General features: G+C 53.7%; 10 protein-coding genes and 1 pseudogene. 6 read left to right on the top strand and 5 right to left on the bottom strand.

What is annotated here, in order from left to right; all coding sequences use genetic code 11:
* Positions 1 to 66: 66 nt before the first annotated feature.
* The 3 genes and pseudogenes from AC4LF3_RS22165 to AC4LF3_RS22155 all read left to right on the top strand — a co-directional run.
* Positions 67 to 885, top strand: a pseudogene (locus tag AC4LF3_RS22165) (PAS domain-containing protein); the annotation flags it as partial.
* Between the two features lie 18 nt (positions 886 to 903).
* Entirely contained in the window at positions 904 to 1425 is a 522-nt protein-coding gene (locus AC4LF3_RS22160; protein WP_374940342.1) for a methyl-accepting chemotaxis protein, read from the top strand.
* 488 nt (positions 1426 to 1913) lie between these two features.
* Positions 1914 to 2078, top strand: coding sequence for a hypothetical protein (locus tag AC4LF3_RS22155; RefSeq protein WP_010798829.1), 165 nt, complete (start codon positions 1914 to 1916; stop codon positions 2076 to 2078).
* A 334-nt stretch (positions 2079 to 2412) separates the two neighbouring features.
* Here AC4LF3_RS22155 and AC4LF3_RS22150 read toward each other — a convergent pair whose 3' ends face one another.
* The 3 genes from AC4LF3_RS22150 to AC4LF3_RS22140 all read right to left on the bottom strand — a co-directional run bounded on the left by AC4LF3_RS22150 (position 2413) and on the right by AC4LF3_RS22140 (position 5205).
* The gene (locus tag AC4LF3_RS22150) at positions 2413 to 3438 is read right to left on the bottom strand and encodes a WD40 repeat domain-containing protein (protein WP_491836750.1); all 1026 of its coding nucleotides are present in this window, start codon (positions 3436 to 3438) and stop codon (positions 2413 to 2415) included.
* The gene (locus AC4LF3_RS22145) at positions 3435 to 4784 is read right to left on the bottom strand and encodes a CobW family GTP-binding protein (protein WP_491836749.1); all 1350 of its coding nucleotides are present in this window, start codon (positions 4782 to 4784) and stop codon (positions 3435 to 3437) included. The genes AC4LF3_RS22150 and AC4LF3_RS22145 overlap by 4 nt, the downstream gene beginning before the upstream one ends.
* Positions 4785 to 4980: 196 nt before the next feature.
* On the bottom strand, positions 4981 to 5205 hold the full coding sequence (locus AC4LF3_RS22140; protein WP_491836858.1) for an iron chelate uptake ABC transporter family permease subunit: 225 nt from the start codon (positions 5203 to 5205) through the stop codon (positions 4981 to 4983).
* Between the two features lie 1033 nt (positions 5206 to 6238).
* Here AC4LF3_RS22140 and gntR point away from each other — a divergent pair.
* Entirely contained in the window at positions 6239 to 7255 is a 1017-nt protein-coding gene (gene gntR / locus AC4LF3_RS22135; RefSeq protein ID WP_491836748.1) for an HTH-type transcriptional regulator GntR, read from the top strand.
* 49 nt (positions 7256 to 7304) lie between these two features.
* On the opposite strand, the gene deoC is transcribed toward gntR, so the two are convergent.
* Positions 7305 to 7982 carry a deoxyribose-phosphate aldolase gene (gene deoC, locus AC4LF3_RS22130; protein WP_491836747.1) on the bottom strand — a complete coding sequence of 226 codons (678 nt, stop codon included), beginning with the start codon at positions 7980 to 7982 and terminating at the stop codon, positions 7305 to 7307.
* 234 nt (positions 7983 to 8216) lie between these two features.
* Here deoC and AC4LF3_RS22125 point away from each other — a divergent pair, with 234 nt between their 5' ends.
* Positions 8217 to 10676, top strand: coding sequence for a glucan 1,4-alpha-glucosidase (locus AC4LF3_RS22125; protein ID WP_150346255.1), 2460 nt, complete (start codon positions 8217 to 8219; stop codon positions 10674 to 10676).
* 235 nt (positions 10677 to 10911) lie between these two features.
* On the top strand, positions 10912 to 11184 hold the full coding sequence (locus AC4LF3_RS22120; RefSeq protein ID WP_010798836.1) for an HU family DNA-binding protein: 273 nt from the start codon (positions 10912 to 10914) through the stop codon (positions 11182 to 11184).
* Positions 11185 to 11238: 54 nt separating this feature from the next.
* Here AC4LF3_RS22120 and AC4LF3_RS22115 read toward each other — a convergent pair whose 3' ends face one another.
* Positions 11239 to 12183 carry a DNA replication terminus site-binding protein gene (locus AC4LF3_RS22115; RefSeq protein WP_491836857.1) on the bottom strand — a complete coding sequence of 315 codons (945 nt, stop codon included), beginning with the start codon at positions 12181 to 12183 and terminating at the stop codon, positions 11239 to 11241.
* Positions 12184 to 12538 lie beyond the last annotated feature (355 nt).

The following is a 12538-nucleotide window of genomic DNA, read 5'->3' as shown; positions in this document are numbered from 1 at the left end:
GCCGCTGGTCTGCCATAAATATTTAATGATCGTCTGCCTTTCATTAAATCCTGTGGGCGCCGATAAATGAACCAAGCCTCCCCTTTCGGCCGCTTACTTCAAGGATCAATCATGTTCTTCAAACGCCTCAAACAGGAATTGGCCGCCCTGCGGGAAAGCCTCTCGGTTGTACAACAGGTCAAACAAAGCCTCGACACATCGATGATCGGCTTCACCCTGAATTCACGAGGCGTGATTGAACAGGTTAACGATCAATTCATGCTTGAAATGCTCTACAAGAGCCATGAGATCGTCGGCCGCAATATTGATGAGCTGGTTCCGGTGCATATCAAGCAAACCGATATCTATCGCCGGATGAAGGTTGCGCTACAGAAAGGTGAGCATTTCAGTGGCGTTGTTCGTCTGCTCAGGGCAGACGGTAAGGAGGCCTGGCTACGCTGCCTATGGCAACCGATACGCAACGCCTCGGGTCAGGTTGATCAGTTTTATATCTACGCCAACAACCTGACCCGTACGATCGAGACTTCCCGCGAGCACGAAAGCCTGATCAAGGCCCTGTTACGCTCTACCGCCGTCATCGAGTTCAACCTGAACGGCGAAGTGATTACCGCCAACGACCGCTTCCTCAGTGCCATGGGTTATACGCTGGATCAGGTCAAGGGCAAGCATCACCGCCTGTTCTGCGAGCCTGCCGAATACAATTCGTCTGAGTATCAGGATTTCTGGGCCAAGCTCAATCGCAGCGAGTTCGTCAACGGTCGCTTCAAGCGCGTGGACCGATATGGTCATGTCGTCTGGCTTGAGGCCTCCTACAACCCCATCCTCAATGCCGAAGACAAGTTGTGCAAGATCGTGAAGTTCGCAACGGTCGTCACAGATCAGGTCAATCGTGAAAACGCTGTCATCGAGGCAGCCGGTATCGCCTACGGTACGTCGCAACAAACCGATGCTGCAGCCAAGAAGGGCGCAGGCGTAGTCAACCAGACCATCGGTATCATGCAGCAGCTGTCCAGGCAGATGGAACATGCTGCTGAAGGCATTGAGGCATTGGATAAGCAGTCGCTCGTAATCGGCTCAATCGTCAAGACCATCAGTGGCATTGCCGAGCAGACCAACCTGCTAGCACTCAACGCGGCTATTGAAGCCGCCCGCGCAGGTGAGCAGGGCCGTGGATTCGCGGTAGTGGCCGATGAAGTGCGTCAACTGGCAGCCCGAACGAGCAAAGCAACCGAAGAAATCGTTGGCGTCGTGCAGGAGAACCAGGCCCTTGCTCAGGAAGCCGTCTCCCGCATGTCTGAAGGCAAGAACCAGGCAGAACAGGGTCTGGCGCTGGCCTCTGAAGCCGGTGTGGTCATCGTTGATATCCAGGACGGTGCCCAGCGTGTAGTTGATGCAGTGGGCCAGTTCAACCAACTGACAACATAAGCCACACAGCGTCTTCTCGCATAAAAGGGCTCTGCGGGTGACTGTTTGCAGACCGCGTGTTGGGCCGTACCAGGCTCTATGGAGCTTGGTCTGGAGCTGAATGTATACAGTTCGTCCAATAACGTAAAAAGCAACCCAAAAAAATTTAATTTTTTTTGGGTCAGCTAAGTCCATGCCAGCAAAAGATTTTTTTACACGTCAATGCAATATTACGGAAATATTTGCGTGCCATTGGGCAGAACCCCCTAGAGGGAACGAGCGGTCATCATTAGAATGCGCGCCCCTAACCCATGGAACTCGAACCGGTAGCGGCTAAAGTCGTTATCAGGCAGTCCATGTGCGCACGGCGGCCGGCAGTCCACACGATATGTCTTGGCCCTGTGAAGTCGAATTACTCATTGAAATTGACAGATCTCCTGTGAGAAGGCCTCGCGCGTACTGACAGGAGGTAATACGCCATATCGATCTGATTATCCCACGAGGACATGATGGACGTTACCCAATTTGATACGCTTATCCAGCTGCTTGAAACGCTTCCCCTGCATAATCTGACCGAAGCCCAACTGGACCGTCTGCATGCTGCAGCCGATGTCTGTTTCTGTGAAGTTGAAGAAGAGTGGGACAAGCGGGAAAGCACGACGGTAGTCGCCTGATACACCTTGCTTGACTACAGGGAGACGCCTCCCCTGTCTGAATCGCCCGCCGGTTGTTTTTATCTCCATCTCGTGACAAGACGCTCAGTCTGAAAACACAGCGGCTCGAGGATCAAACAAAGCCGCCCCTGGGTCAGGGGCGGCTTTGTCGTTTCTGGGTATACCGATCAACTCTGCCTATCCACTCTCACAAATAACTGCTTCATACGCTGGGCTTTACCGGGTCCACTAAGACATTTGACCCTCAACAGGTGTACGGAGACGTACCGAACCCAACAATTCTGTAATCCCGCCGACGCAGTGCGGCACGCCCTGGCGTACCGCACTGCTGCGTTCAATGCTTCACAGGCACCGGGCACAACCGCAAGCGGCCGGAACTATAGCCAATCGCCAGGACCTGATCATCTTCGCTCCAGGCCATGGAGCTTACACCCGCCTCGTCCAGCAAGCCTGCCAATGGTTCACCACGGGCCAGATCAAAAATAATTGTGAGACCATTGTCTCCACCGGAGGCTAGGCGGCTGTCTGCATGGCTGAACACAATAGAGCTGATTGGTTTGGTATGTACGGGCAGTACTACCGGCTTGCTGCTTTGTGGCCCCCCACCTGAACAATCCCAAATAATCAAAGATGCCGCACCGCCTGTTGCGAAGTAGCGGCTGTCAGCACTCCAATCAAAATGCCTGACCTTGGATGGGTACCCACTCATGCGAAAATCTTCGCCGCTTTTCAGATACCACAGGTGAATAGCATTGTCCTGGCATCCGGCGGCAATGAACCGCTGATCTGGACTGACCGAGAGACTCAGCAAAGAGTCTTTCCAGGGGAAGTGCCGCAGGGGCTGCTCACGCTCCGCAGACCATTGGTTGACCAACCCATAGCAGCTGCTGAGCAGGGTAGCATCGGCCAGCCATAATAACCCTGTGACCGTACTGGCGGTCTGTCCAAAGCTTTGCTCCAGCTTGCCTTCGGCGGTCCAGAGCTGGATCTGCCGGCCGGCAGCCGAAGCCAATCCGCCCTCGGCTGACCAGCATAAAAATTCGACCCAACTACGTCCGCTATCCAGCTGATGTACTTTACTGCCCGTAGCGGGCTCCCACAGGATAATACCGCCCCGCTGCCCACCACTGGCCAAAAGGTTACCGTCAGGTGACCACGCCAGTGCACTGGTCGCCAGCCCATGCACCGCATGACGCCATACTTCGCAACCATTAGCCGTGTCATACACCGCAACCGAACCGTCCGCATAGGCCGTCGCCAGTTGGGTATTGTCTGGCGACCAGACCAGCGTGTTGATGTGCTCGCCACCCTCCACTTGCCAGAGGCTCTGCAGACGTTGTACCGCTGTGGAGTCACTCATGCCAGGCAACCTTTCAGTCCTGCTATCAGCTCTTCGCGGTCCAGATTACGGCCAATGAATACGATTTCGCTCTGGCGTTTCTCATTGGGCTGCCACAACCGATCCGGGCCTCCATCGAGCAACATATGAACGGCTTGGAAGACGAATCGGCGATTCTCCTGTGCGATGTTTAGAATGCCTTTGGTTCGCAGGATGTCCTGCCCCTTTCGAGCCAATAGCGGACCTAGCCATTGATTGACCTTTGCCTCCGACAGCGCCCCTTCCAAGGTAATGCCAACAGAGCTGATTTCTTCATCATGGCTATGGGACGCGGCAAACTCGCGTTGACTGCTCGGCTCAAGGCGAACGCCGGACTGCTCCAGTCGCAGCCCAAACTCTTCAGGCCCATGCTCGGTTATCAGAGCATAGTATCCCGCCGCCGGAATCAGCAGATTTACCGTCTGCTCTGCGTCGTCTTTCGGTACTTTCAAATTGACGGCCTGGCGACTAGGCACCAGCTTGGTACCTGCACGGACCTTTTTGGCCTCTCGATCAAAGGCTCCTTCGGCAATAACAACAGCCCTGTCCAGATCATCCTCACTATTACCATTGACAGGCATCAGCAGCGCGCCAAGGAAAGGATCGGGTCCTGCCCCATAACGGAGCTCGGTAATGCCCGCCGGCAAATGCCAGATTCCAGCCCACTCAAACGGATATTCCTTTTGTAGAAAGTCTGGCCGTTGGTCCAACACCCGTTCCAGATCAAAGCCGCCCACGTTCATGACAGTAGGAATATCGACTTTGGCATTGACGGTCCGATGGATACGAGCCAACGAATTCATCTTGCGGATTCGTGTTTCCAGTTCGTCCAGCCTGGCGGGCTCGACCAGATCCGTCTTGTTCAGCAGGATGACATCGGCAAAGGCAATCTGCTCTCGTACCTCACTGCTGTCCTCCAGGTGCAACCAGACATGGTGAGCATCGACCACGGTAATGATGCCGTCCAGCTGGAGCTGCGCTCGGATTTCGTCATCGACAAAGAACGTTTGCGCCACCGGGCCGGGATCGGCCATGCCCGTGGTCTCCACCAGAATATGATCGAACTTGTCACGGCGGTTCATCAGGTTGCCCAGGATCCGGATGAGGTCACCCCGTACCGTGCAGCAGATACAACCGTTATTCATCTCAAAGACTTCTTCGTCGGCATTAACCACCAAGGCGTCATCAATGCCGATCTCGCCAAACTCATTTTCAATCACAGCAATACGCATACCATGCTGCTTGCTAAGGATGTGATTGAGCAACGTCGTTTTGCCTGAACCCAGAAAGCCGGTCAGCACCGTGACAGGGACGCGTAGATCTGACATAAAGCACTCACTCATAAATGTTATGAGATAACGTAACCTATCAAATAGCTAGCGTCTATATGCGCTTGATGGGGTTGATTAGCTAATTCACTGTCCCTAGTCGGGAAAAACGTCCTGTTTCATCGCATAACATGTAAGTGTCATGTATTCCCTTTCGAGCAAAGGCTTCATGTTTTCTGGATTCATCGTTTCTGCCTCAATATAAGAAAGAACCGCCGCCCAGAACAGCCGTTGCGATACCAATAGGAAGATCGTCGGATGTGAATAAGGTATGCGCGGCCATGTCAATCCATAGCAGAAACAGCCCGCCTAGTAGTGCTGCCACCGGTAAAGGTTGCCGATGTTTGGCCCCGATAAACCGCCTCGTCAGATGTGGGAGCATTAGTCTGACAAATCCAATGGCGCTGCTGACCACCACCATGACGCCTGAAAGCAAAGAGGCGCAGATATAGGCTAGCAAGGGAAACCTGGTTTACTCAGGTATTACTGGCTTACTGAGTAAGGTTGAGCTGATAACTGAACTGCTCTTTCAACTATCCTTCGCCATCAAAGGCCATCTGCCATAGGTCATAGCTGCCGTAGCCCAAACGTAGATGATTTTGGATCGGCTCTTGCAAGGACTGTTTTGACAGGACGTTGTCCACTACACCAGCCGCGACTTCGCCATGAAATAGAGAGGCGAGTCCCCATAGCAGCTCAATCAGCCCAACTGATTACAGGTCCGTTGGAAACGTAGCCATCCCGTAATCGATATAAAGGCTCGTTCCGTCATGGAGCTGAATGACCAAACGTTACTCTGTAAAACCACGACGTTCATGCAGTGCCGTACCACCCCATATCAATAATAAAAGGGCGACCGTGAAACGCGTCTTAACAGATAGATTTACATCCGATGAGCCTCCTCCCCCGTCTATTACCGAAAGGCTGCCAGGCCTCTCCGGAGGCGTAAGACTACTCAAGGGGCTGTTACATTTTCGGTTTTAAGCCTGTCGCCGGGTTGCACTCAAAACCAGGCGCCTACCGTCGCGTCTGGTAATGTTGACGGTGTCTCGGCAGCCATAACTGAAAAATGAAAAGATAACGTTGCCAGGCCATGCAGCACGCTTCATGGGATACGTCCACGGTATAAATTGAGAGGATTAACAATCCAATAAGTCAACTAAATCAGTTACGTTATGACGTATTATTAATGAAGGAGTGTAGGCCCGATCTAAAATTCAGAAGCCTGCTGCCAGCTCCTAGGCAGAGTGTTGTCTCAGCGAGACGCAATCCTTTCGGCTCTGATGATAGTGCAAAACCATAGGTATACTAAGAATTGCCTCGTCTTCTGCATTCCCGAGCCACCTTATCCGTCCAGATAGAATCATTTGCTTGTAAGCCCCTCTTGGACAGCGCTACCTTAGACGGCTATATCCCGGATGTACGACTCATAACAACAACGCACTGATTAACCTATGCCCAGAACAGGTTCCCGTACCACTGGCCGCCCTACGCTGGCTGAAGTAGCCAGACTGGCCGCTGTTTCGCCCATTACTGCATCACGAGCCCTGCGAGGGGTTGCCACGGTTGCGCCCGAGCTGGTCGAAAAAGTCCGCAAGGCCGCCCGTGCCCTGGGTTACGTTGCCAACCCTGCCGCCCGCACCCTGGCCTCCGCACAAAGTCAATCCGTTGTGGTGCTGATCCCTTCGCTGTCAAACCAGCTATTCATTGAGAGTCTGGAAGCTATCCATCAGGTTTTAAGACCTCACGGGCTGGAGGTACTGATTGGCAATTATCACTACTCGCCTGAAGAAGAAGAAAACCTGATTCGCAATTATCTGGCGTATCAGCCCAGGGGAATTCTGCTGACAGGCTTTGACAGAACGGAGCATGCCCGTCAGCTACTGGCTGGTAGTCGCGTTCCTTGCGTACATATGATGGAACTGGATGCGGATACGGCTACGTGCAGCGCTGGTTTCTCCCAATATGCTGCGGGAGCAGCGGCGGCCCGGCACCTGATTGAGCGTGGCCGCCAACGCATTGCCTATATTGCGGCCCAGCTCGATCCACGCGCGCTAAGGCGTGGCGATGGATTCCGGGAAACCCTACAGCAAGCCGGCATGTATGATCCTGCTTTGGAGATACTTGATGTCCGGCCCTCCTCGATCGAATTGGGAGCTACCTTGTTCACCGATCTCATGCACCGGCATCCTGACGTGGATGGGATCTTCTTTTGTAACGATGACCTGGCACACGGAGCGATCTTTCAGGCCCAGCGCCAGGGTATTTCCATTCCCCGCCAGGTTGCCCTGGTCGGCTTCAATGATCTGCCGGCCTCGGCCCACATGGTGCCACGCCTTACGTCCATCCGGACACCCCGGGAAGCCGTAGGTCATCAAGCCGCCATGTTACTCCTGGACCTGATGGCAGAACGTACCGGACCAACCCAGATCGACCTGGGATTTGAATTGGTCGTGCGGGAAAGTAGCTAGACTGGGTGATATAGGGCCATCTGTTGGAATGCATGCTCATACGCAGCGGTTAGTAGGGCTTGTCTGATCCCGCCCCTTGTACGATCGCCACGCCAGAGCTGGTACCAAGGCGGGTAGCACCCGCCTCAATCATGGCAACGGCGGTGGCGTAATCCCGAACACCGCCCGAAGCCTTGACTCCCATATCAGGCCCAACGACCCGGCGCATCAGGCGAACATCTTCAAGGGTTGCGCCCTGATGACTGAAGCCGGTAGACGTCTTTACAAACGCAACGCCCAGCTCCCGACAGATCACACAAGCCTGCTCCTTCTGCAGATCATCCAGCAGGCAGGTTTCCAGAATGACCTTGAGCGGAGCGGAACCGCAGGCAGCAAGTACCTGTGCAATGTCGCTGCGGACCTCTTCCAGCAAACCATCCTTCAACCAACCGATATTCAGCACCATATCGATCTCCTGAGCACCGTTTACAATGGCACGTTCGGCCTCGAACGCCTTGGTTTCGCTTAACCCTGCTCCAAGCGGAAACCCCACTACAGCGCACACACGCGACGGAGTCTCTTTCAGGTATTGAGCCACATAGGGCACATGCGCCGAATTTACGCATACGGAATAAAACCCATACTGCTGCGCCTCTTGGCACAGCTGCCGAAGCTGTTCGCGCGAGGCATTGGCAGCCAGTAACGTGTGGTCGATGTAGTGAGCAAGGCTAGCCGGTTCGATAGTCATGGCGTTACGTCCGTAGCGGTCGCATTAAAGACGCGTACGTTAAATAAAAAACGGCCTGCAAGGCAAACGCCTGCTGCCTGCTCTTTTTCCCCTCACTCTCAAGATGACCGGACAGTCATATAATCCTTGTCTATAGTTGCCTAGGACTGGCGCTGCGCTTGTTCGACATCCTCGCAGGGACGTCGAACAAGCGCAGCGTGCTCCCCTACCTCATAAGAAAAGCAAGAAGGTCCTATGCGCATCACGTTGCTTCGAAACAGCCTGCTTACCCTGTGTGTAAGCCTTTCCACTGCCGTCGCTGCCGATTCGGCTGTTGCACCCGGGGCACCGGGTAAATCGCCCTTTTGGTCGTATTCAGGCAAGACTGGCATCGGAACGTCCTATGAGCAATACCATAACGGGGCTTATTCCAGCGATGCCGCGACAGGACAGGTGTCCAGGGTGTGGTTTTCCCTGGCCAACGGCATCGTGACAGAAACCATGTTCGGCCTGATACATGAGGCACAGCTGCGTGCAATGCAGGTAGTGGTAAAAGGACCTGACTTTGTCGATCTTGAAGAAGCCGATACGACCAGCGAAACGCACTATCTCTCTACCGACAGCGAGGGCAGACCTACGTCCTTGGCCTACCGGCTGATCAATCGCGCCAAAAACGGCCAGTATGAAATCGAAAAGCATGTATTCACTGATCCAGACTCCGACGCATTGGTCATGCGAGTCATCTTTCGCAGTACCAACCCTGCACTCGAGGCTTATCTCCATATTGACCCTGCCATAAATAACAGCGGAAGCGGTGATCATGCCTTTACAGAGCGAAACGCACTGTATGCCCAGGAACAGGAAACCACTCTGGTGATCAAGGCTAGTCGTGATCTGGAGCTACCAACCGTGGGCTTTGCCGGAGTCTCGGATGGGCTTGAGGAGTTGCGCAAGAAAGGATCGCTCGAGTCACGCTATACCACTACCGGCAATACACCCGGCAATGTAGCCATGATGGCCCGGATACCCCGTACGGGGGACTTGACCACCATCGATGTCGTAGTCGGATTCGGTCGTACTCGACAGGCTGCAGACCAGGCAGCCGATAGCACCTTGCAGCGTGGCTACGAACATGTGCTTGCGCACTATAACGGTGAGGGAGATGCTATAGGTTGGCAGGACTATCTGGCCTCGCTGACCAGTCTGCCAACGATGCGGCAACAGACGACAGATAACGGCAAGCTGCTCAATGTCAGTGCGATGGTGCTGAAAGCCCAGGAAGACAAGACTCATGCAGGCGCTCTAATCGCCTCGCTGTCCAACCCCTGGGGTGAAACGGTACCCGCTACCAAAGGCACTACCGGCTACAAGGCCGTCTGGCCACGGGACTTTTACCAATGTGCCATGGCTCTGCTGGCTCTGGGCGATACACAGACCTCCAGGGTAGCGTTTGAATATCTGAAAAAGGTCCAGGTCACAAAAGACACACCTCCCCTGCAGGCAGATGGCTCTGCCTATATCCATGAGCAAAAGCAAGAGAGTGCCCAGAAAAGCGCTGAGTCTGGAGCAACCGGCTGGTTTCTTCAGAAGACCCATGTCGACGGCACGATTGAATGGGTAGGTGTTCAGCTCGATCAAACCGCCATGCCGATCATGCTGGGCTACAAGCTCTGGAAAAATGGCGTGCTTTCTGACAACGACATCACCCGGTGGTATCGGGAGATGCTCAAACCGGCCGCGGACTTCCTGGCTCAAGGTGGGCAGGTCAGGCTGGGCTGGAATGACTGGACCGTAAAACCTCCACAAACACAGCAGGATCGCTGGGAGGAACAATGGGGCTACTCCCCCTCTACCACCGCGGCCGTCATTGCAGGTCTTGTAGCCGCATCGGAACTGGCCACCCAGGCAGGTGACCAGGAAGGAGCCAAATCCTACCTGGATACTGCCAGGCGCTACTCCAGTCGTATCGAATCCAGCATGTTTACACAAAAAGGTGTTTTTGGAGACAAGCGCTATTACCTGCGGATCACACAAAACGATAACCCTGACGACGGCGGGATGCTGCTGGACAACAACAGCCGGCCAGGCCTTCCAGAAAACCAGATACTGGACGCGGGCTTTCTGGAGCTTGTCCGTTACGGTGTTCGTCCTGCCACAGACACCCACATCGTCAATAGCCTGAATGTACTGGACAATCAAGCCATTCCGGAAAACCTCAGGGTCAAGTACACCTTTACTTACCCGGGCGTTTCAGGAGAATTTCCCGGCTGGAGACGCTACGGAAATGATGGCTACGGTGAAAGTGAGACCACGGGTATCAATTATCCCGCGACTGAAGAGCCGGTCATGAACTCAGGGTTGCGTGGCCGTGTCTGGCCTATTTTCACAGGCGAGCGCGGCCATTACGCTCTGGCACTTGCAAAAGCGCAGCAGCCGGGTGGAGAAAAGATCTTATCCGAGGATCAGTTAAAGGGAATCCGTGACACCTACGTCAAGGCCATGGAGCTTTTTGCCAACCAGGGGTTCATGCTTCCCGAACAGGTATGGGACGGCGTGGGTAATAATGAACGTCATCAATATACCAAGGGCAAGGGGACTGACAGCGCAACGCCCCTGGCATGGTCCCATGCCGAGTATGTCAAATTGGTGCGTTCGCTCAGTGATCAGCGTGTGTGGGACCGTTACCCCGTTGTCTCAGAGAAACTCCAGCCATAAGGCCGGAATACGGTATGCTGAGCGGGATACACTTCATCCTGACAGTTCCATTGAACAGAATGAAAAGGAGTTCACGCTGTTGGATGAGAAAAAGACCTTATTGGGCATCAGGTTGTCTGTTGAAGAGCCTTATCTCTTTGGCAGGCTTCCTATACCATCCGGGATGAGAGATAACGCATAATGGAAAGCAAGGCCGCGATTCCATCAAGACAACTGACTACTCTGGAGTATTTGCATGAATAAAGGGGAATTGATCGATCAAGTGGCTGCAGCAGCAGGCCTAACCAAGGCTCAAGCTCAAGCAACTGTGACCGCCATCACCGACACTATCAGCCAGGAATTGGCCAAGGGTAACGATGTTGCTCTGGTTGGTTTTGGTACCTTTACCGTCAAAGAACGCGCCGCCCGTGAAGGCCGCAATCCTCAGACTGGCAAGACCATTAAAATCGCAGCTGCCAAAGTGCCTGGCTTCAAGCCTGGCAAAGGCCTGAAAGACGCTGTGAACTGACAGACGTCCGACGCGGTAACAAAAGGCCTGCTTGAAGCAGGCCTTTTTCATTTCTCAGGGCTTATACCCTGTCCGGGCCCGGTAGGTGCTTTCAACGAATAATGGACTGACCTCCAGGCCAGGACGCGACCTCCCCCACAATTCGTCCTCATCCATATACAGACCGTATTCGGGAAGTACAGGAATTCGCTGGCTGCTCTTGTTGCTGCGCCGTAGTGCAATGCGGTTTTCGATATTGAAATTCTTTAACCCCACCACCTCTGTAGGCTGCTCACCCGCCAAAAAGAACAGGGGTAGGTTGGCGTGCAACATGGCGTCGTAGCGAGAGCGATGACTGAAAAACACATTGACTCTTGGGTGAGGCGCTACCTTCTCGACCTTTACCAGCCGGGCATGATCGGCCAGATTGAAGATCACCCTCAAGGCCGCGCCTGCTGGTGTCCCTTCAATATCGCTCCCCTCACGCTGTGCCTGTAGCTGAGCCAGCTTCTCCAGCCGACGTCTCACCTCCCCCACGGGTACTCGCTTGGTCTTGCCGGTATGGCCTGCCCAGGTAAAGCTCAACAGCCGCGGTGTCGCATCAAAGGCCTGTATATGACGTGTCAGTTGTTTAAGGCTGATACTCGCTCCCAGGGCCTCTCTTACCAAACGGGTACGCGCCGTCTCAGCCAGTCCCTGCTTCAGCCTTACACGCTCAATAGCAGCCTCTACAGCCCCTTTCATTTGATTGACCTGTCGTATCGGCCCCAGCATTGATTCGCTCAGCAGAAACCAGCCTGGCAAACGCCTGACTGTTCCCGGAGCCTGATCGGCTTCCCGTTCGAACTGCTGAAGTACTGCTTGGCTGAGTTCAATGGCCTGCCTACCTCGCACGGACACGGGAGTAATCGCTTTCGGTGCAGCTTGCTCAGTGAGTGTCGGCAATGACCACACCTCACCTGAAACCACACAGGCAGACCATCGCGAATTCAAATCGGCGACAGCCTGCTTAAGGTGCATATAAGCAGTTTCGATACTTTCAGGCATTTCTTTTAATACCACTCCTCATATATACCTCATATTAACATCTGTTTATCGTTGTTACTTTACCTATACCCTGGAATGAAAGCTTTTAAAGTCAATATGAGGTATCTGCAAGCTTAATCGTATAAAGTCCTGTATGGAGTGGTATTATTACGAGTATAATAGGTGCAAGTGATTCCCTTCCTGATAGACAAACATGCTGAAGTCATGGCTCTTTCAAACAGTATGGATTGTCTCGACTGTGCAGGCCGAAACATGGGCCTGTGTAATCAATAATCCCAGGACCGTTTATTAATATTGTCAGCTTGAGGTAGAACGCGACTTCTATAGG

It is taken from the genome of Pseudomonas sp. C2.3V (genome assembly GCF_058536325.1).
The sequence above is the reverse complement of the archived record's forward strand: the minus strand, read 5'-3'. Positions and strand labels throughout refer to the sequence as shown.

What these genes read in the sequence shown, in the direction of transcription:
- AC4LF3_RS22125 (WP_150346255.1), top strand. Translation starts at nt 8,217, where the DNA reads ATGCGCATCACGTTGCTTCGAAACAGCCTGCTTACCCTGTGTGTAAGC.
- AC4LF3_RS22120 (WP_010798836.1), top strand. Translation starts at nt 10,912, where the DNA reads ATGAATAAAGGGGAATTGATCGATCAAGTGGCTGCAGCAGCAGGCCTA.
- AC4LF3_RS22155 (WP_010798829.1), top strand. Translation starts at nt 1,914, where the DNA reads ATGGACGTTACCCAATTTGATACGCTTATCCAGCTGCTTGAAACGCTT.
- AC4LF3_RS22115 (WP_491836857.1), bottom strand. Translation starts at nt 12,183, where the DNA reads ATGCACCTTAAGCAGGCTGTCGCCGATTTGAATTCGCGATGGTCTGCC.
- deoC (WP_491836747.1), bottom strand. Translation starts at nt 7,982, where the DNA reads ATGACTATCGAACCGGCTAGCCTTGCTCACTACATCGACCACACGTTA.
- AC4LF3_RS22140 (WP_491836858.1), bottom strand. Translation starts at nt 5,205, where the DNA reads ATGGTGGTGGTCAGCAGCGCCATTGGATTTGTCAGACTAATGCTCCCA.
- gntR (WP_491836748.1), top strand. Translation starts at nt 6,239, where the DNA reads ATGCCCAGAACAGGTTCCCGTACCACTGGCCGCCCTACGCTGGCTGAA.
- AC4LF3_RS22145 (WP_491836749.1), bottom strand. Translation starts at nt 4,784, where the DNA reads ATGTCAGATCTACGCGTCCCTGTCACGGTGCTGACCGGCTTTCTGGGT.
- AC4LF3_RS22150 (WP_491836750.1), bottom strand. Translation starts at nt 3,438, where the DNA reads ATGAGTGACTCCACAGCGGTACAACGTCTGCAGAGCCTCTGGCAAGTG.